This is a genomic window from Providencia sp. PROV024 (assembly GCF_032709665.1).
Classification (GTDB): domain Bacteria; phylum Pseudomonadota; class Gammaproteobacteria; order Enterobacterales; family Enterobacteriaceae; genus Providencia; species Providencia huashanensis.
Window position 1 is genome coordinate 4,518,752 of sequence record NZ_CP120545.1, and the last position, 17,879, is coordinate 4,536,630.

The window sequence follows — 17,879 nt, forward strand, 5'->3', positions numbered from 1 at the left end:
GTGTTTAAAGTATTATTAATTAAATAACACTTTTATTTTTCATCTCAATAATTTGTTCATCGCTATAACCAAGCTCTTTCAATATTTCGTGATTATGTTCTCCCAGTAATGGAGCACTCTTAATTTCTGGAATAAAACTAGAAAACTTCACTGGGCACCCTACCGTTAAATAAGAACCCCGTATGGGTTGCTTAACTTCAACAATAGAACCACTACCACGCAAAGATTTATCTTCCATAATCTCTTTCATACTCAGCACTGCGGAACAAGGCACGCCAAACTTATCGAAATAATCGGTTATTTCATGTTTATCTTTGTCTTTCGCAATATCTTCAATCGCATCCCATACATCCTGAATATGGCTTACCCGAGCTTCGGTCGTTGCGAAATTAGGGTCGGTTTTCCATTCCGGTCGACCAATCGCATCACAGGTGTTTTCCCAGTTATGATCCTGATTAATAAAGTAAATATAAGCATTAGGATCAGTATCACTGCCCTTACATTTAAGCATGGTGCCGGGCTGACCTCCCCCGCTGGAATTTCCGCCTCGGGGAACCGCATCACCAAACTTTCCATTTGGATATTGCGGATACTCTTCTAAATAACCTATTTTTTCTAAGCGCTGTTGGTCGCGTAATTTTACACGGCATAAATTCAGCACAGCATCTTGCATTGACATCGTCACGCGTTGACCTTTACCGGTTTTTTCGCGGTGTAACAATGCGGTTAACAAGCCAATCAGTAAATGCATTCCCGTATTACTGTCCCCAAGGGCTGCTGCACTGACAACAGGGGGGCCATCAGGGAACCCTGTTGTTGAGGCTGCACCTCCTGCTGATTGGGCAACATTTTCGTACGCTTTCACATCTGCGTAAGGCGAGTTTTGATTAAACCCTTTGATGGAACCAAAAATTAAACGAGGATTTAATTGTTGAATGTACTCCCATGTGAATCCCATATGGTCAATCGCCCCCGGATGGAAATTTTCAACTAACACGTCCGCTTGGCGTATCAGCTTTTCCATGACTTCTTTACCCTCTGGGGTTTTAGTATCCAGCTCTAAAGAACGCTTATTACTATTAAGCATGGTAAAATATAATGCATCCACATCAGGAATATCACGCAATTGATGACGAGTTACATCTCCAACTCTTGGTCGTTCTATCTTTATCACATCAGCCCCAAACCACGCTAACATTTGGGTACAAGATGGCCCAGACTGAACCCCTGTAAAATCTAGAACACGTATTCCATCTAAAGGCTTTGTAGCTGTCATCATTTACCTCTTTTTGCCGAAAGACCATGATGCCAATCCCACCATGGTCGAGACTTTTATCAAACAGACATTTCTAAGCGACGACTCGAGCGATATAGATCCACACGGGTGCTGCAATAATAAAACCAAGTACACTTACCGCCAGTGATGCGGTTCCAGTACGGGTATAAATATTAAAGCGACTTGCAATAATAATCCCTGAGAACGCAGGTGGTAATGCCCCCGCTAATACCATCATTTGCAATTGCTCAGATTCCATATTAAACGTCATTCCCGCAAGTAACATTAAGCCTGGCATTAACACGAGTTTTAATAATGTGTTGTAAACAATTTCACCATCAAACTCGAATTTATTCGCTGCTAATGTCAAGCCTGCGGCAAATACCGCTACACCTGAATTCGCTTTAGCAATTAATTCAAAAGTCGGGTCTAAAATAGGGGGGATTTTAATACCAATAAGAACCAATACCGTTGCTAATACCGGGGCCCATACCACTGGCTCTTTAAAAGCAGAGACCAAAGCGTCCATTCCTCCTCCCCCTTTCTTACCTTCTGCATCAGATGGGTTAAGTAAAAATAGACCAATAGGAATAGTAATGGCATTAACAATAATTGAGATAATTGCCACAACGAGACCTGTAGAAACGGTCGCGCCATAAATAGGGTCGAGTATTGCAAACCCAAGAAAACCGATGGTCGGAGAACCTGCAATCAATGCACATACCGCCGCTTCACCACGACTATGTTTAAAAATATATTTACAACTAAAGAAAGAGAAAAAGAAACAAATTAATAAAGTTACAAACGAAATAATGGTCAGTTTAGTGTCAGCAAATATCATTTCACGATTAGCGCGTGCAATTGAAACAAATAATGCCGCGGGTAATGCATAATTTAAAACTAATTTATTGAATGCCTTTGCTTGGTCTTCCGTAAATACATTACGCTTACCACTCGCATAACCAAGGACCATAATAATAATGATAGGCAATAGGTCACTCATAAAAATCTTCAACATAAAGTCAGCCATAAGACCCACCTATTTTTTGACGATAAAGTACCTTACGCCACTTATATCAAGTAAGTGGCGCTATGAAATTTCAACTTTTTAAATTGATGTTGGGTTAATTTTTTACTACTGATTTAGGATTCAAGCTGCCTATATGGCCACTTTCAGTCCCCACATCAGGGTCTATCACCACATTAATTAACGTTGGGTTACCTGATGTTAACCCTGCTTTCAATGCCTGTTGTATTTCTGCTGGTGTCGTTGCGTTATAGCCGATACCACCAAAAGCCTCTATCATCTTGTCGTAACGGGCAGTTCCCATTAATACCGTTGGAGAAGGGTCGCTATCACCATGCAAATTCACACCATCGCCACGGTATATTCCGCCATTATTAAAAATTAGAATGGTCACTGGCAGTTTATAACGGCAAATAGTTTCTATCTCCATACCACTAAAACCGAATGCACTGTCACCTTCAATAGCCACCACGGGTTTACCACTGGTTACTGCCGCACCAACAGCGTAACCCATCCCCACCCCCATAACGCCCCATGTTCCACAATCTAAGCGCTTACGTGGTTGGTACATATCAATAATATTTCGTCCATTATCAAGCGTGTTAGCGCCTTCATTAACGACATAAACATCTTGGTGATCGACCAGCACATCACGGATTGCACGTAATGCATTGAAATAGTTCATCGGAGAAGTGTCAGTATTTAACTTAGCAGCCATTTTCTCGACATTGATTTTCTTATGCTCATCAATACTGGCAATCCATTCTGTTGGGGATTTAACAGGGATTGATTTAAGACCAGCCAGTAAAGACTCAATACTTGAGTAAATATCACCAACAACAGGTGCGGTTATTGGGCGGTTACTATCAATCTCAGATGGCTCAATATCCAATTGAATAAATTGAGTGTCTGGCGACCAATGCTTACCTTTTCCATGATCAAGCAACCAATTAAGGCGTGCGCCCATTAACACCACAACATCCGCACTGGATAAGGCATATGAGCGAGCTGATGCCGCTGACAGGGGGTGGGTATCCGGTAGCAAACCTTTTGCCATTGACATCGGTAAATAAGGAATACCCGTCGTTTCAATAAATTGACGAATATTGTCATCCGCTTGTGCATATGCGGCGCCTTTACCCAAAATAATTAATGGCCGCTTAGCTGATGCAAGTAACTTAAGCGCTTTATTCACTGAATCAGGTGATGGAATTTGTCTTGGTGCAGGGTCTTCTACCTTAAAAATCGTTTTGTCTGCTTCGTCTTTATCCATCACCGCCGCTAACACCTCAGTGGTAAGGTCAAGATATACACCGCCAGGGCGACCCGATACCGAAGCTCGTATGGCTCTTGCTAATGCAATCCCTAAATCTTCTGGTTTATTAACTCGGTAGGAAGCTTTGACAAATGGCTTTGCAGTATTCATCTGGTCCAGCTCTTCATAGTCCCCTTGTTGCAGGTCTATGATCGCCCTATCGCTTGAGCCACTTATTTGGATCATCGGAAAGCCATTGGTTGTCGCATTGGCTAGTGCCACCATACCATTTAAAAAGCCCGGTGCAGAAACCGTCAAACAAATACCGGGTTTTTGGGTAATAAAACCACTAATGGCAGCCGCATTACCCGCAGACTGTTCATGGCGAAAGCCAATATAACGTATTCCCTCGGCTTGAGCATGCCTCGCCATATCCGTAACAGGGATACCAACAACGCCATAGATTGTGTCAATGCCATTCTTTTTCAGTGCATCAACAATAATATGCATACCATCCGTTAAATTTTGATTTTGGTCAGCAGACATGTCCACCTCATCGATAGCAGAATGATGGGGAAGGTATTCTCCCCCAATTACAATTTAGATAGCTTTATTGGTTCGCATAGATGCAATTTCATCTGCACTGTAACCTAGCTCAGTCAGTACTTCTTCTGTGTGCTCACCCAACAATGGGGCACTCTTTATATCTGGTGTGAACGAAGAGAATTTCATTGGGCAGCCTACAGTTAAGTAAGTGCCTCTTTTAGGTTGTTCTACTTCAACAACGCTTCCGCTATCACGAAGTGATTGGTCTCTGGCAATTTCACGCATGCTCAGTACTGGCGCACATGGCACCCCATACTTACTGAGGTATTCAACGGCTTCATGTTTGTCTTTATCTGCCAAGAACTTTTCGATTTCAGCAAAGATATCAAAGATATGTGGCTGTCGAGCTTGTGGGGTACTATAAGCTGGGTCACTCGCCCATTCCGGCTTACCAATGGCAATGCAAGTCTGTTCCCAATCTTGTTCCTGAATAGTGAAATAGATATAAGCATTCGGGTCTGTTTCCCAGCCTTTACATTTCAAGATCCAACCGGGCTGCCCACCGCCTCCTGCATTTCCGCCACGGGGAACAGCATCACCAAATTTACCATTTGGATACTGAGGGTATTCTTCTAAATAGCCGATTTTTTCTAAACGCTGCTGATCGCGTAGTTTTACACGACATAAGTTGAGTACAGCATCTTGCATCGACATCGTCACGCGTTGCCCTTTACCCGTTTTCTCTCGATGTAACAGTGCTGCCAATAAGCCGATTAATAAATGCATCCCTGTATTACTGTCACCTAATGCAGCGGCGCTGACAAGTGGAGGACCATCCCAAAAACCGGTAGTTGATGCAGCTCCACCAGCGGCTTGAGCCACATTTTCATAAGCTTTAACATTGGCATAAGGTGAGTTTTCATCGAAACCTTTAATGGAGCCGAAAATCAGACGAGGATTTAATTCTTGAATATGTTCCCAAGTAAAACCCATATGGTCGATGGCACCTGGATGGAAGTTTTCAACAAGGACATCGGCTTGTTTGATCAGCCGCTCCATAACTTCTTTCCCTTCTGGCGTTTTAGTATTTAATTCAACGGAACGTTTATTACTATTGAGCATGGTAAAATAAAGCGCATCAACATCGGGAATATCTCTAAGTTGATTACGAGTTACATCACCAACGCCGGGGCGTTCAATTTTTATCACATCAGCCCCAAACCACGCTAACATTTGGGTACAAGATGGCCCTGACTGTACACCGGTGAAGTCGAGTACTTTGATACCTTGTAAAGGAAGATCCATGCATTACCTCTTTATTTAGCTATCGTAAATGGAATGAATGATATTTATTTCACTGTATTAAAATAATATATTTAAATATGAGGGTTTTTATTTTGTTGAGGTAATATATTCCGCAACCGTTAACTATTTGTATTAAATATTATGGTATAAGTCCAGTGATTCGCCGCTTTAATTATTTTTTAATATCAATAGGCTAAAATAATATTAAATATAGTAATTAATTTCACTATTGCTCTATTATTGAATAACAAATCAACATCATCTAAATGTATTATTTAGTTACTCTAAATATGACCATCTTTATTAAATAAAGCATAAAATTAAGATAATAAATCTAATATCGACATTCTAATATTGATAAATTAAAATATATTTTTAATAAATAATTAAACACAGTTAAAATAAAACCCATCTGAATATGATAATTAAATAATATAAAAAAACCCACAAATATAATTTGTGGGTTTTAAAAATACTATCAAGATACTTAGTTTTTCTCTTGCTGCTGCTTTTCTTTTTCGATGATTTCACGGTACCAGCGTGGGTGATGCTTTCTTGCCCAACCACGAGTTACCCAACCTTCAACCATCGCACGTACAGAGCCTTTCACCCAAATTGCAGCGTATGCATGCACCACTATCATGATGATCAATGCGATAGCTGAAAGTGAGTGCACTAAGATAGCCGCACGATAAACAGGAATAGGGAAATAATCCGCAAAATAAGGGCGCCACATAATCACACCTGTGATAACCAATGCTAGTAAGCAAATGGTGACTACCCAATATACCCCTTTTTGACCGAGGTTATATTGCCCTACATCGCCTGCCTCTTCGTTTTTCAGTACCTTACCAATATTCTTAGCCCACTTAATATCTTCTTTATTAATGAAGTTATGGTGGAAATAACGGAAGAACATAAACACGAACAGCAAGAACATCGCTGTGCCCACGAATGGATGTAAAATTCGAGACAGTTGTGGCGTACCTAAAATGTTCATAAACCAGTTTAATGATGGGAAAAAGAACCCTAGACCACTGATCGCGGTGAACAAAAAGCAAATCACAACCGCCCAGTGATTGATCCTTTCAATCGGCTTATGGCGGATAATTTTATCGTTATCATCTGGCATCATTTCTGATCCTCCCCTTCTTTTGATTTCGAAGTGTCAGATGACATTGCATTATGCAAATCTTCTAAAGCCTCTTCTTCATCTTTTTTGGAGACGCGGTTCGGACCAATACCCACATAGTGGAAGATGGCCGCCGCAAATGTTGCAGCAAAACCAACCGCTGCCAACGGCTTCCAGATACCTTTCCAGAAAGTGACGGTTGGGCTGATTGTCGGGTTTTCCGGCAGCCCGTGGTACAACTGAGGTTTATCTGCGTGGTGTAAGACGTACATAACATGCGTACCGCCAACACCTTCAGGGTCATATAAACCTGCATTTGCATAACCACGTGTTTTCAGCTCTTCAACACGCTCACCTGCCATGTTAATCATGTCTTCTTTGCTACCGAAATGAATAGCCCCTGTCGGACAAGTTTTCACACACGCAGGCTCTTGACCGACTTCAACACGGTCAACACACAACGTACATTTGTATGCACGGTTATCTTCTGGGTTGATACGTGGCACATCAAACGGGCAACCCGCAATACAGTAACCGCAACCAATACAATGTTCTGATTGGAAATCAACGATACCGTTTTTGTACTGAACAATAGCACCTTCTGAAGGACATGCCTTTAAGCACCCTGGGTCAGCACAGTGCATACAGCCATCTTTACGGATCAGCCATTCAAACTTATCGTTTTCTTCGACTTCAGAAAAACGCATTACTGTCCATGACTTAGCTGTTAAATCTGTTGGGTTATCATATACCCCAACGTTAGTCCCTATTTTGTCACGGATATCATTCCATTCGGAACATGCGACCTGACAAGCTTTGCAGCCGATACAGGTCGTAACGTCGATAAGCTTTGCAACCTCTTCCTTATAGTCCCGCACCTGAGGTGCGGGAGTCAGGGAATTGGTGGCAGAACGACGAATAATGTCCTGAGATTGCATTGACATAATTTATCTCCTTACACCTTTTCCACATTGACAAGGAATGATTTAAATTCCGGTGTCTGAGTATTCGCATCACCCACAAACGGCGTTAACGTATTAGCGATAAAGCCTTTCACTGCCAAACCTTCAAATCCCCAGTGAATTGGAATACCGATAGTATCGATATCTTTTCCAGCCACTTTCAGGGTATGAATACGTTTGGTAACGACTGCTTTCGCTTTGATGTAACCACGTTTAGAGCTAACTTTCACCGTATCGCCTTGCTTGATACCTTTTTCATTCGCTAAACGTTCACCAATCTCGATGAATTGTTGCGGCTGAATAATGGCATTTAACAGAGCATGTTTTGTCCAATAGTGGAAGTGTTCCGTTAAGCGATAAGTGGTTCCCACATAAGGGAATTCAGTCGCTTTACCCATTTGAGCCCAGTCATCTTTAAAGACACGAGCCGCAGGGTTAGACACCACATTTGGATGCAATGGGTTAGTATCAAGCGGGGTCTCGATAGGCTCGTAATGCTCTGGGAATGGGCCTTCCGCCATTTTATCCAGTGCGAATAAACGCCCCATACCTTCCGGTTGCATGATAAACGGACCAACACCACTACCCGGAGCAGCATTGCTATAGTCAGGAATATCCATTCCTGTCCATTTGCTGCCATCCCACTCGAGAATCTGACGTTTTGGGTCCCACGGTTTACCCATTGGGTCAGCTGATGCGCGGTTATAAATCACGCGACGGTTCAAAGGCCATGCCCATGCCCAACCTAATGTGTTACCCAGACCTGTTGGGTCAGAGTTATCACGGTTAGCCATCTGGTTGCCTTTTGGTGTCCAGCTACCCGTAAAGATCCAGCAACCACTTGATGTCGTACCGTCATCACGTAATTGAGCAAAGGAGCTAAGTAATTCGCCTTTTTTAACAATCACGTTGCCATCTGCATCTTTCAAGTCAACTAAAGCATAGCCATTGTTTTCTTGAGCGACTTCTTCCGGAGTTGGATTATCACGGTCAAAGTAGTTCCAAGTCATACTCAGAACCTGCTCTGGCACAGCACCACCTTCGGCAGCATATAACTGACGCATGCGATGGAAAATCCCCGAAAGAATTTCACCATCACTAATGGCTTCGCCCGGAGCATCCGCACCTTTCCAGTGCCATTGTAACCAACGAGCTGAGTTAACAATCGAGCCATTTTCTTCAGCAAAACAACAAGAAGGTAGACGGAATACCGTAGTTTGGATTTCTTCCGGTTTCACATCGTTCATTTCGCCGTGGTTTTGCCAGAAATTGGATGTTTCCGTATTCAGCGGGTCAACGGTAATTAAATACTTCAACTTAGAAAGTGATTTAATGACTTTGTTTTTATTCGGGAATGAAGCAACCGGGTTAAAGCCTTGGCAGATATAACCGTTAACTTCCCCCTTATCCATCATTTCGAAATAACGCAACACATCGTAGCCTTGATCCCATTTCGGTAATAAATCAAAGCCCCAGTCATTTTCTTTCTGCGCTTTATCACCATAAAAAGTTTTCATCATACTGACGAAAAATTTCGGATAGTTGCTCCAATAGTTAACTTGGCCTGCAACCGTCGCTTTCGGTGTATTGGCAGTTAAATAACTGTCTAATGTCGTTTGTTTTTCGGATGGTAAGGTCAAATAACCCGGCAAGCTTTGAGATAGCAAGCCTAAGTCAGTTAACCCTTGGATATTGGAGTGCCCGCGCAGTGCGTTTACACCACCGCCTAGCATCCCCATATTACCCAGAAGTAACTGGATCATCGCCATAGTACGAATGTTTTGGGCACCAACAGTATGTTGTGTCCAACCTAATGCGTACAAGAACGAAGCGGTTTTATCTTTAGCACTCGTTTCTGCAAGGTATTCACAGACTTGCAAGAAGTCTTTAATTGGCGTACCACAGATGTTATTCACCACTTCAGGTGTATAACGGCTGACGTGCTCTTTTAATAGATTTAGCACACAACGTGGGTGTTTCAGAGTCGGATCGCGCAGCGCAAGGCCGTTTTCATCCATCTCATAGTTCCACGTGGTTTTGTCGTATTGACGTTTTTCTTCGTCATAACCTGTAAACAGGCCGTCATCAAAACCATAATCTTCACGAATAACTAAACTGGCGTTGGTATACGCTTCCACGTATTCACGCTGAATTTTTTCATTATCCAATAAGTATTTGATAACACCAGACAAGAACGCAATATCAGTACCTGAGCGAATAGGCGTGTAAAAATCCGCCACTGCCGCAGTACGGGTAAAGCGAGGGTCAATAACGATTAGTTTGGCTTTATTATGGATTTTAGCTTCCATCGCCCAGCGGAAACCGACTGGATGCGCTTCTGCCGCATTACCACCCATAACGACAACTAGGTTTGCATTTTTAATGTCAACCCAGTGGTTGGTCATCGCACCGCGACCAAATGTTGGAGCAAGACTTGCTACCGTTGGTCCGTGTCAGACACGCGCTTGGTTATCTACGGCAAGCATGCCGAGAGCGCGGGTAAATTTTTGGGTTACAAAGCCGCTTTCATTGCTTCCTGCGGATGCACATAACATACCGGTGGTTAGCCAACGGTTAACAGTGACACCCTCTTTATTTTTTTCAATAAAGTTCGCATCGCGGTCTTCTTTCATTAACTTAGCGATACGATCAAAGGCTTCATTCCAAGTGATACGTTTCCACTCATTTGTCCCTGGCTCACGCACTTCAGGGTACTTAAGGCGGCTTTCACTGTGGATAAAATCGATAAGTCCAGCACCTTTAGGACAAAGTGCACCACGGTTTACCGGATGATCCGGGTCCCCTTCAATATGGAAAATGCTTTCTTTCGCATTTTTCGCGCCATCACCAAGGCTGTACATTAACAGCCCACAGCCGACAGAACAGTAGGTACAGGTATTTCTGGTTTCCTTCGCACGCAGTAATTTATACTGGCGCGTTGACGCTAACGCAGTGGCGGGTGCAAACCCTAATGCTGCTGCCGTCGTACCTGCCATACCGCCAGCGCAGATCTTAAAGAACTGCCTTCTGCTGACTTGCATGGGGATCTCCTCATTATACATTGCTCATGTTTACCTAACGCCAATCGCGATAATCAGGTAAACTGTTCTTATTCAACGTCTTCCCTATCGTATCCAGGTACATTGCCTGGCAAATGGTGTAAATTCTTTTTACCCATAATTAATATTATGTATCATTAATGCTAGGAATTCATCTAATGTATGAAACAAATACTACAAATGACTCCAAATTAACTAAAATGATTGGCTTAAATCACACAAGTGTGCAACAAAAAGGCAACCTTAACTCCCCCGTTAATGATTATGTTGCAGAAGAATATCCTGTCGCTCTAGTGTTCAATGGCATATCACATGTTGTTATGATGGCAACGCCAAAAGATTTAGCGGATTTTGCCGTCGGGTTTGCACTTTCAGAAGGGATAATACAGTCAGGTGATGAAATACGTGGAATTGATATCGTTGAAGGCTGTAACCGAGGAATTGAAGTACAGGTTGAATTATCTAGCCGCCGATTTATGGAGCTAAAAGAACGCCGCCGTAATTTAGCAGGGCGTACAGGCTGTGGTATTTGTGGTACCGAACAACTCGATGAAATTTTTAAACCCATCGCTCCCCTACCTTTTACACAAACATTTTCCTTGTCTTACTTAGATAACGCGCTACATGAATTGAAAAAGGTACAAGAAATAGGTGCCCTAACGGGCTGTACCCACGCCGCCGCATGGATATCACCAGAAGGTTTATTAGTGGGGGGATGCGAAGATGTCGGTCGCCATGTCGCACTTGATAAACTACTCGGAATGAAGCATCGTAACCAATGGCAACAAGGTGCTGTATTGGTTTCTAGCCGCGCAAGTTATGAAATGGTACAAAAAGCCGCCAGTTGCGGTGCAGAAATTTTATTTGCCGTTTCTGCTGCCACGGCACTCGCTATCGAAGTGGCGGAAAAAGCCAATTTAACCTTAGTCGGTTTTTGCCGTCAGGGGAAAGCCACCGTGTTTACCCATCCGAGTCGGGTAAAGGATTAATCCCAACCTTTTTTAATCGTGCAGCTTTATGATGTAACCCTGATAAAATTGAGTCTGCAATGTGCTTAGGGAAATTGGTTGGAAGCTGTTCCCTAACCTTTGTAATAACACTTTCCATTTGCTCATCAAACTCAATTAAGATTTTTTCCATTTCAGTGCGGTCAAAACCAACCTCCTTGGCCGTTGCAAAAAAATGCCTTGGAAAAATTTGCTCTATATTGTATTTCATCTCCCTTGTTCCCTTCAGCCCCATAGCCAATTTGGCATCTCTAGGGTTAATTCCCCTCCCCCCATAACTAGGATACATGGACAAAATATCGTAAAAAGGTGTTAACTGATAACGGCCTTCAGGTTCAATAAATAATGAAAAATTTTTAGCATGGCCATCCGTCGCTGCAAGTAACCAAAACAAAACCTGGCTCTTCATAAACTGATATCTATCTTTCTCTGCATTTATTGAACCTAATAAGTAATTCATAATTTCAGAAATACCCGGTCCACCATGATTTTGATATTTTCTTGCCGGTGAAATATTCAATGTTTGACAAAAATCTTCTTGTGGTAAACGCATAATCCACGAGGAATCAGAAGAATATTTACGATCAAAACGTTCAACCGCTAATGCCTTTATTTCACCTACATTTAAAATAAAACTATGGGGCACATCATTTAAACTGATGAGCCCCAGTACTTGAGCGAATAAAGTCACCTACCCAATAACCATTCATATATACATGCAAAATCGCCATCACCACTCCTCCTTCCATCCAGAGTTTGAGTTTGATGAGCCACTTTCATTTCGCGGTTTAATATCGAGTTCTAAATTTAGGGCAGATAAAATCTTAAAGAAGGTTTCTAATTTGGTAGAGTCAGGAGAGAGTTCAAAACTGGAGACGGTATCTTGCCGAATACCCACTTTACTTGCGACTTTACTTTGAGATAATTTTTTCGTCTCTCTGACATCTTTCATGTAAGCACTAAGTTGTCGGGTATTGGTCACTTTCATTTTAACACCTACCTTGTTTGGCACTAATGATATTTACCTGCTATAACCGGTAAATATCATTTTACACGCTATAACAGGTAAAATATAAATAACACGCTATAGAGTGTAGAAATATATCGATAAGTATCATTCAAAGATAGACACAATACTGAGCCTTAAAGCGAGTGCAGCATCCACAAATTAGGCTCAATATATTCAACTTGTTGGCGCTGAATATCAACAGTAACTGGCACCAAAGCGTTAGGTACAATATATTGCCCTGATTGCGGGAAATACATACCTGTCCATGATTGCCAATCAGCAATTGAGCCTATAATGACCATTGAACGATGAACGGGCTGTAGTACCGTGGCACCCAACCGCCAATGCGTTCTGATCCACGGGTCAAAAGGCTCCCCTCGCTCATTTTGCCAGCCGCAATACGCCTCAAAATCCTGTAATGGATAACAATGTTTTAATGTTGGGCGAACAGGCACAATCACCGCTTTTGCCGCATATTCTTTTGCTGCGTGTTTTAATGCATTAATCAATAAAGCAGGGATTTGACACCCACGATATTGCGGGTCAACCGTCACAGAAAGTGCCGAAATATAAGGCTCTCCGCCTTGTTGATTTTCCATCGCGAAGTTAAAAATCGCATCCCAGCCCATTTCCGCTAATTTGCTAAAATCACCATAAGGCCATAAAAAAGGCACAGAGCGAATAATACCAATGACCCGCTCCTCTTCGTTCTCATTTACAGTGGCAATAAATTGAAAATAAGAATTGGGCTCTTCATCAAGCCTGTTCCAATATTCATCACATACCGATGATTGGCTCATAAACTGAGGCCATAACTTATCAAGAAATAACTCGCACTCTTCTATTAAGTCAGGGCGTTGAGCGTAACTTTGAGTGTTAACTTGCAATAACTTATCCATGCTTTTATCTGTTAGTTGGTTTAATCGACCATTTTAGAAAAATAAAAACACTAAATGCTTAATATTGGATTAAGACGACAAAAAAGAAAGGAAACCTACACAACGCCGTGTAGGTTAATACGATACCGTATTACTTCCCAATACAAAAACTTGAGAAAATACGGCCTAATAAATCATCAGAAGTAAACTCCCCCGTGATTTCGCTGAGTTCTAATTGGGCTAGACGCAACTCTTCAGCCAAAAGCTCACCGGAGCGGGCATTCACTAACTGGTCATAGCCCTGTTCTAGGTGAACTGCGGCCGCATTCAATGCTTGTAAATGGCGGCTACGTGCCAAGAAACCACCCTCTGTATTACTATTAAAGCCAACCGCTTCTTTTAGATGATCCCGCAATAAATCAATACCATTTTCTTCACGAGCAGATAAACGGATTAATGGGTAACGAGTGTTATCAATAAACTCAACCGGCTCCCCGGTCATGTCTGCTTTATTACGGATCACAGTTACGGGTAGCTCATCGGGTAGGCGTGCCATAAATTCGGGCCAAATCTCTTGTGGCTCAGTGGCATCAGTCGTGGTGCTATCCACCATAAACAGCACATGGTCAGCCTGTTCAATCTCCTTCCATGCACGCTCGATACCTATACGCTCAACTTCATCACTGGCTTCCCGTAGGCCTGCTGTATCAATGATATGTAATGGCATTCCATCAATATGTATATGTTCACGCAACACATCACGGGTTGTACCCGCTATATCCGTGACAATCGCTGCCTCTCGCCCTGCTAACGCATTCAGTAAGCTAGATTTACCGGCGTTTGGACGCCCAGCAATCACCACTTTCATCCCTTCTCGCAACAAACTACCTTGGCGAGCTTGGGAGCGAACCTGTTCTAAATCGGCAACCACTTCATTAAGCTTGGCTTCAATTTTACCATCAGATAGAAAATCAATTTCTTCATCGGGAAAATCAATCGCTGCTTCCACATAGATGCGCAAGTGAGTGAGTGCTTCCACTAATTGGTGAATATGGGAAGAAAAAGCCCCCTGTAAGGAGTTCATTGCAGAACGCGCCGCTTGCTCTGAACTCGCATCGATTAAATCGGCAATCGCCTCAGCTTGGGCTAAATCAAGCTTATCATTCAAAAATGCACGCTCAGAAAACTCACCCGGATTTGCTATACGAATACCATCAATAGTGAGTATTCTTCTTAGCAATAAATCAAGAATGACCGGACCACCGTGTCCTTGTAGTTCAAGGACATCTTCCCCTGTAAAGGAATTTGGCCCAGGGAAGTAAAGCGCAATACCTTGGTCAAGGACAGAACCTTCTACATCACGAAAAGGGAGATAATCCGCATAACGTGGCTTAGGGAGTTTACCCAACACGGTTTCAGCCACTAATGCAGCTTTTGGGCCAGATATACGTAAAATACCGACACCACCACGACCGGGAGGTGTTGCCTGTGCGACGATAGTATCGTTGATTTGCATGAGGTTTCTCTGTCTTTGACTTGAAAACTGTTTTTTGAAAATAATTAAGGCGACCATAATTGGTCGCCTTAATACTACTATAGAATCTCGCTTTGTGAAGCCATTCTCAATTTACTGAGAAGCGAAATTATTTTTTCTCTTTTTTATCGCGACTGTGTAGACCACGTTTTTCCAGACCACGGTAAATCACTTGTTGCTGGATAATAGTGACTAAGTTACTCACGATATAATACAGAACCAGACCTGATGGGAACCACAGGAAGAAAATAGTAAACACGACAGGCATGTACGTCATGATCTTCTGCTGCATTGGGTCAGTCACAGCGGTCGGTGACATTTTCTGGATAACAAACATCGTCACACCCATCAATACTGGCAGGATGTAATACGGGTCTTGCGCAGACAAGTCTTGGATCCAACCAAAAAATGGGGCGTGACGCAGTTCAACAGAACCCATCAACATATAATAAAGTGCAAGGAATATTGGCATTTGGATCAGCAGAGGTAAACATCCACCCAATGGGTTTACTTTTTCTGCTTTATACATCGCCATCATTTCTTGGCTCATACGCTGTTTGTCATCACCAATACGCTCACGCATCGCAGCCAATTTTGGTTGCAGTAAACGCATTTTCGCCATTGAGGTATATTGCGCTTTAGTCAGTGGGTACATAATACCACGGACGATAAAGGTAATAACAATGATGGCAATACCCCAGTTACCCACGAAACCGTGAATAAATTTCAACAGTTTGAACAGAGGCTGAGAGATAAACCATAACCAACCGTAATCTACGGTCAAATCTAAATGAGGAGCAACTGCCGCCATTTCAGATTGAATTTCTGGACCAACCCATAACGTTGATGAATAAGTACCTGCACCATTTGCAGCAATGGTCATTGGTTCACTCTTATAACCAATAATGGCAGATTTTTTATCAAGGTCGATGGTATAGAAGGTGCTCTTTTCAGAACTTGCAGGGATCCATGCGGTTGCAAAATATTGTTGCAACATCGCGACCCAGCCACCTTTAGTGGTCAAATCAAGGCTTTTATCTTCGATGTCACCAAAGCTATATTTTTTATAGTTGTTTTCATCTGAAGAGTAAGCTGCACCACGGTAAGTATGCAAAGCAAAATTACTGCTACCTGTATCACGCTCTTTTGGTAACTCGATAGTTTGTTTCAACTGACCGAAGAAAGCGAGACTTAAAGGTTGAGCTGTCGGGTTTTGAATACTGTATTCAACTTCAACAGTGTATTGGCCACGTTTCACAATATACGTTTTCTGATAAACAACACCGTTGCTATCTGTAAATGTCATTGGAACACGTAACACATCCTGACCGTTCTCTAAAACGAAAGTTGCAGAGTCTGTAGAGTACAGTGGACGTTCGCCATTATTATTTGCGGGGTTGTCTGGGCCATGAAGGCCAATCAAACCACTTTGTGCCTGGTAGACAAAGCCTGGGTTAGTTTCCAGTAAACGGAAAGGGTCTTCCGAATGAAGGGTCGCAGGATAGGCTAACAGGTCAGCCTCATCGATATCACCACCACGAGTATTGATACGAATATCCAATACATCTGTTTTGACTGTGATGAGCTTACCTTGCCCGCTGCCAGTTACGGCTTGAGCATCACTGCTTGGCATATCCGCTTGTTGCGTAGTTTGAACAGTTTTAACTTCCTGAGCAACTTTATCGCTCTCCCAGGCCTGCCAAACTAAGAACGACACGAACAACAAAGCGATGAGTAGAAGATTGCGTTGCGAATCCATCGTTATAATTCTCTATTATCATCAGTTTTTCTAGGTGGGACAGGATCATCTCCACCAGCGTGTAAAGGGTGGCATTTTAATATGCGTTTCGCCGTTAACCAACTCCCTTTTAGCATACCAAACCTGCGCAATGCCTCAATTCCGTAATTTGAACATGTGGGATTGAAGCGACAACGAGGCCCTAACAACGGGCTAATCACCAGTTGGTAGCCTCTGATCAGCATGATCAGGAATTTTGAGCCAAGCGACGGTGACGACGCCATAACTTATCCAACGATTCCGTAATCTGTTGATTGTCGAGATTAGCGACTCCTTTCCTTACCAATACCACAAAATCCATTGAAGGCAACTCATGTTGATGCAAACGAAAGTATTCACGGGCTAACCGTTTGATACGATTTCGCTCATGAGCTCGTTTAACATTTTTTTTGGCGATGGTAAGACCGATGCGGGGATGCCCCAGCTCGTTTAGGCGACCAAGGATAGTTATCTCTGGGGAACTCGCCCTCTGCGGCTGCTTAAAGACATTATCGAAATGCCTGGGAGTTAACAAACGTAACTCCCGGGTAAAAGCGAGCGTAACCACTGGAATAGAGGGCTAGCTTTATTACTTAGATGAAACGGTCAGACTAGAGCGGCCTTTCGCACGACGGCGAGCCAGAACTTGACGACCATTTTTTGTAGCCATACGAGCACGGAAACCGTGTGAACGGTTGCGCTTCAGTACGGACGGTTGAAAAGTGCGTTTCATAACGATTTCTACCTAACTTTAAAATTTATTACTGATTCAGTAAACGCGTTGGCAACCAGTGAAAACTGATTTACACCTGTGCCTCTATCGCAACAATATAGAAAGAGGCAGGATTGTAATAAAACATAGGGGGTCACGTCAATGAAATGACGCAATCAAACCACTTTTATTTATAGCCTGGCTGACAGGTTTGCCGACATATGTTGTGACAGCCAACTGATTATTTTACTTTCATACTGGCTGACCACCTGCTTTTAACCCCTCTCTCTTTAACGTCAGCGTTAAAATAGAGTAGCGGTACCCAGCAAGTTTACCTCAGTTTTGTGTAAAAATCACATCAGTACTGTACACAGGGAGGAAGATTATACGGACTCCGCCC

The 17,879-nt window shown here is 42.7% G+C and carries 17 protein-coding genes; 1 reads left to right on the plus strand and 16 read right to left on the minus strand.

The window, feature by feature from the left end; all coding sequences use genetic code 11:
- Positions 1-19: 19 nt before the first annotated feature.
- The 7 genes from frc (P3L56_RS20900) to fdnG form a co-directional block, all read right to left on the minus strand.
- Entirely contained in the window at positions 20-1,276 is a 1,257-nt protein-coding gene (gene frc / locus P3L56_RS20900; protein WP_042846764.1) for a formyl-CoA transferase, read from the minus strand.
- A gap of 73 nt (positions 1,277-1,349) precedes the next feature.
- Positions 1,350-2,294: a transporter YfdV gene (yfdV, locus tag P3L56_RS20905; RefSeq protein ID WP_094301242.1), complete on the minus strand. Its 945-nt coding sequence runs from the start codon at positions 2,292-2,294 to the stop codon at positions 1,350-1,352.
- Positions 2,295-2,400: 106 nt separating this feature from the next.
- Complete coding sequence (gene oxc / locus P3L56_RS20910) at positions 2,401-4,104, minus strand: oxalyl-CoA decarboxylase (RefSeq protein ID WP_042846766.1); 1,704 nt, start codon at positions 4,102-4,104, stop codon at positions 2,401-2,403.
- Positions 4,105-4,158: 54 nt separating this feature from the next.
- Positions 4,159-5,409: a formyl-CoA transferase gene (gene frc, locus P3L56_RS20915; RefSeq protein ID WP_042846767.1), complete on the minus strand. Its 1,251-nt coding sequence runs from the start codon at positions 5,407-5,409 to the stop codon at positions 4,159-4,161.
- A gap of 487 nt (positions 5,410-5,896) precedes the next feature.
- Positions 5,897-6,544, minus strand: a complete 648-nt coding sequence (gene fdoI, locus P3L56_RS20920) for a formate dehydrogenase cytochrome b556 subunit (RefSeq protein WP_042846768.1) — start codon at positions 6,542-6,544, stop codon at positions 5,897-5,899.
- The gene (gene fdxH / locus P3L56_RS20925) at positions 6,541-7,485 is read right to left on the minus strand and encodes a formate dehydrogenase subunit beta (protein ID WP_004906826.1); all 945 of its coding nucleotides are present in this window, start codon (positions 7,483-7,485) and stop codon (positions 6,541-6,543) included. The genes fdoI and fdxH overlap by 4 nt, the downstream gene beginning before the upstream one ends.
- Before the next feature lie 11 nt (positions 7,486-7,496).
- Positions 7,497-10,544 carry a formate dehydrogenase-N subunit alpha gene (fdnG, locus tag P3L56_RS20930; RefSeq protein WP_080750904.1) on the minus strand — a complete coding sequence of 1,016 codons (3,048 nt, stop codon included), beginning with the start codon at positions 10,542-10,544 and terminating at the stop codon, positions 7,497-7,499.
- A 176-nt stretch (positions 10,545-10,720) separates the two neighbouring features.
- Between fdnG and fdhD the strand changes: the two genes are divergently transcribed.
- Positions 10,721-11,551: a formate dehydrogenase accessory sulfurtransferase FdhD gene (gene fdhD / locus P3L56_RS20935; RefSeq protein WP_042846771.1), complete on the plus strand. Its 831-nt coding sequence runs from the start codon at positions 10,721-10,723 to the stop codon at positions 11,549-11,551.
- Here the strand turns inward: fdhD and P3L56_RS20940 are convergent.
- From P3L56_RS20940 to P3L56_RS22655, 9 genes are all read right to left on the minus strand, one after another.
- A complete protein-coding gene (locus tag P3L56_RS20940; protein WP_272686183.1) occupies positions 11,523-12,260 on the minus strand; it encodes a HipA domain-containing protein in 738 nt (245 codons plus the stop codon). The two genes, fdhD and P3L56_RS20940, sit on opposite strands and share 29 nt — an antisense overlap.
- A 39-nt stretch (positions 12,261-12,299) precedes the next feature.
- A complete protein-coding gene (locus tag P3L56_RS20945; protein ID WP_181468903.1) occupies positions 12,300-12,557 on the minus strand; it encodes a helix-turn-helix domain-containing protein in 258 nt (85 codons plus the stop codon).
- A 155-nt stretch (positions 12,558-12,712) separates the two neighbouring features.
- Positions 12,713-13,477: a hypothetical protein gene (locus P3L56_RS20950; RefSeq protein WP_042846773.1), complete on the minus strand. Its 765-nt coding sequence runs from the start codon at positions 13,475-13,477 to the stop codon at positions 12,713-12,715.
- A 130-nt stretch (positions 13,478-13,607) separates the two neighbouring features.
- Positions 13,608-14,972, minus strand: coding sequence for a tRNA uridine-5-carboxymethylaminomethyl(34) synthesis GTPase MnmE (gene mnmE / locus P3L56_RS20955; protein ID WP_042846829.1), 1,365 nt, complete (start codon positions 14,970-14,972; stop codon positions 13,608-13,610).
- A 127-nt stretch (positions 14,973-15,099) separates the two neighbouring features.
- Positions 15,100-16,749, minus strand: coding sequence for a membrane protein insertase YidC (gene yidC, locus P3L56_RS20960; RefSeq protein WP_042846774.1), 1,650 nt, complete (start codon positions 16,747-16,749; stop codon positions 15,100-15,102).
- A gap of 2 nt (positions 16,750-16,751) precedes the next feature.
- A complete protein-coding gene (yidD, locus tag P3L56_RS20965; protein WP_042846775.1) occupies positions 16,752-17,012 on the minus strand; it encodes a membrane protein insertion efficiency factor YidD in 261 nt (86 codons plus the stop codon).
- On the minus strand, positions 16,976-17,335 hold the full coding sequence (gene rnpA, locus P3L56_RS20970; RefSeq protein ID WP_072035181.1) for a ribonuclease P protein component: 360 nt from the start codon (positions 17,333-17,335) through the stop codon (positions 16,976-16,978). Before rnpA ends, yidD begins: the two co-directional genes overlap by 37 nt.
- A 21-nt stretch (positions 17,336-17,356) precedes the next feature.
- Positions 17,357-17,500 carry a 50S ribosomal protein L34 gene (gene rpmH / locus P3L56_RS20975; RefSeq protein WP_042846776.1) on the minus strand — a complete coding sequence of 48 codons (144 nt, stop codon included), beginning with the start codon at positions 17,498-17,500 and terminating at the stop codon, positions 17,357-17,359.
- 170 nt (positions 17,501-17,670) lie between these two features.
- Positions 17,671-17,748, minus strand: coding sequence for a hypothetical protein (locus tag P3L56_RS22655; protein ID WP_367575689.1), 78 nt, complete (start codon positions 17,746-17,748; stop codon positions 17,671-17,673).
- Positions 17,749-17,879: the final 131 nt, after the last annotated feature.

Bases quoted from the DNA above. Each gene is read 5' to 3' on its own strand.
- fdoI (WP_042846768.1), bottom strand. From the start codon at position 6,544: ATGATGCCAGATGATAACGATAAAATTATCCGCCATAAGCCGATTGAA.
- frc (WP_042846767.1), bottom strand. From the start codon at position 5,409: ATGGATCTTCCTTTACAAGGTATCAAAGTACTCGACTTCACCGGTGTA.
- fdxH (WP_004906826.1), bottom strand. From the start codon at position 7,485: ATGTCAATGCAATCTCAGGACATTATTCGTCGTTCTGCCACCAATTCC.
- rpmH (WP_042846776.1), bottom strand. From the start codon at position 17,500: ATGAAACGCACTTTTCAACCGTCCGTACTGAAGCGCAACCGTTCACAC.
- mnmE (WP_042846829.1), bottom strand. From the start codon at position 14,972: ATGCAAATCAACGATACTATCGTCGCACAGGCAACACCTCCCGGTCGT.
- frc (WP_042846764.1), bottom strand. From the start codon at position 1,276: ATGACAGCTACAAAGCCTTTAGATGGAATACGTGTTCTAGATTTTACA.
- P3L56_RS20945 (WP_181468903.1), bottom strand. From the start codon at position 12,557: ATGAAAGTGACCAATACCCGACAACTTAGTGCTTACATGAAAGATGTC.
- fdhD (WP_042846771.1), top strand. From the start codon at position 10,721: ATGTATGAAACAAATACTACAAATGACTCCAAATTAACTAAAATGATT.
- yfdV (WP_094301242.1), bottom strand. From the start codon at position 2,294: ATGTTGAAGATTTTTATGAGTGACCTATTGCCTATCATTATTATTATG.
- oxc (WP_042846766.1), bottom strand. From the start codon at position 4,104: ATGTCTGCTGACCAAAATCAAAATTTAACGGATGGTATGCATATTATT.
- yidD (WP_042846775.1), bottom strand. From the start codon at position 17,012: ATGGCGTCGTCACCGTCGCTTGGCTCAAAATTCCTGATCATGCTGATC.
- yidC (WP_042846774.1), bottom strand. From the start codon at position 16,749: ATGGATTCGCAACGCAATCTTCTACTCATCGCTTTGTTGTTCGTGTCG.
- P3L56_RS20950 (WP_042846773.1), bottom strand. From the start codon at position 13,477: ATGGATAAGTTATTGCAAGTTAACACTCAAAGTTACGCTCAACGCCCT.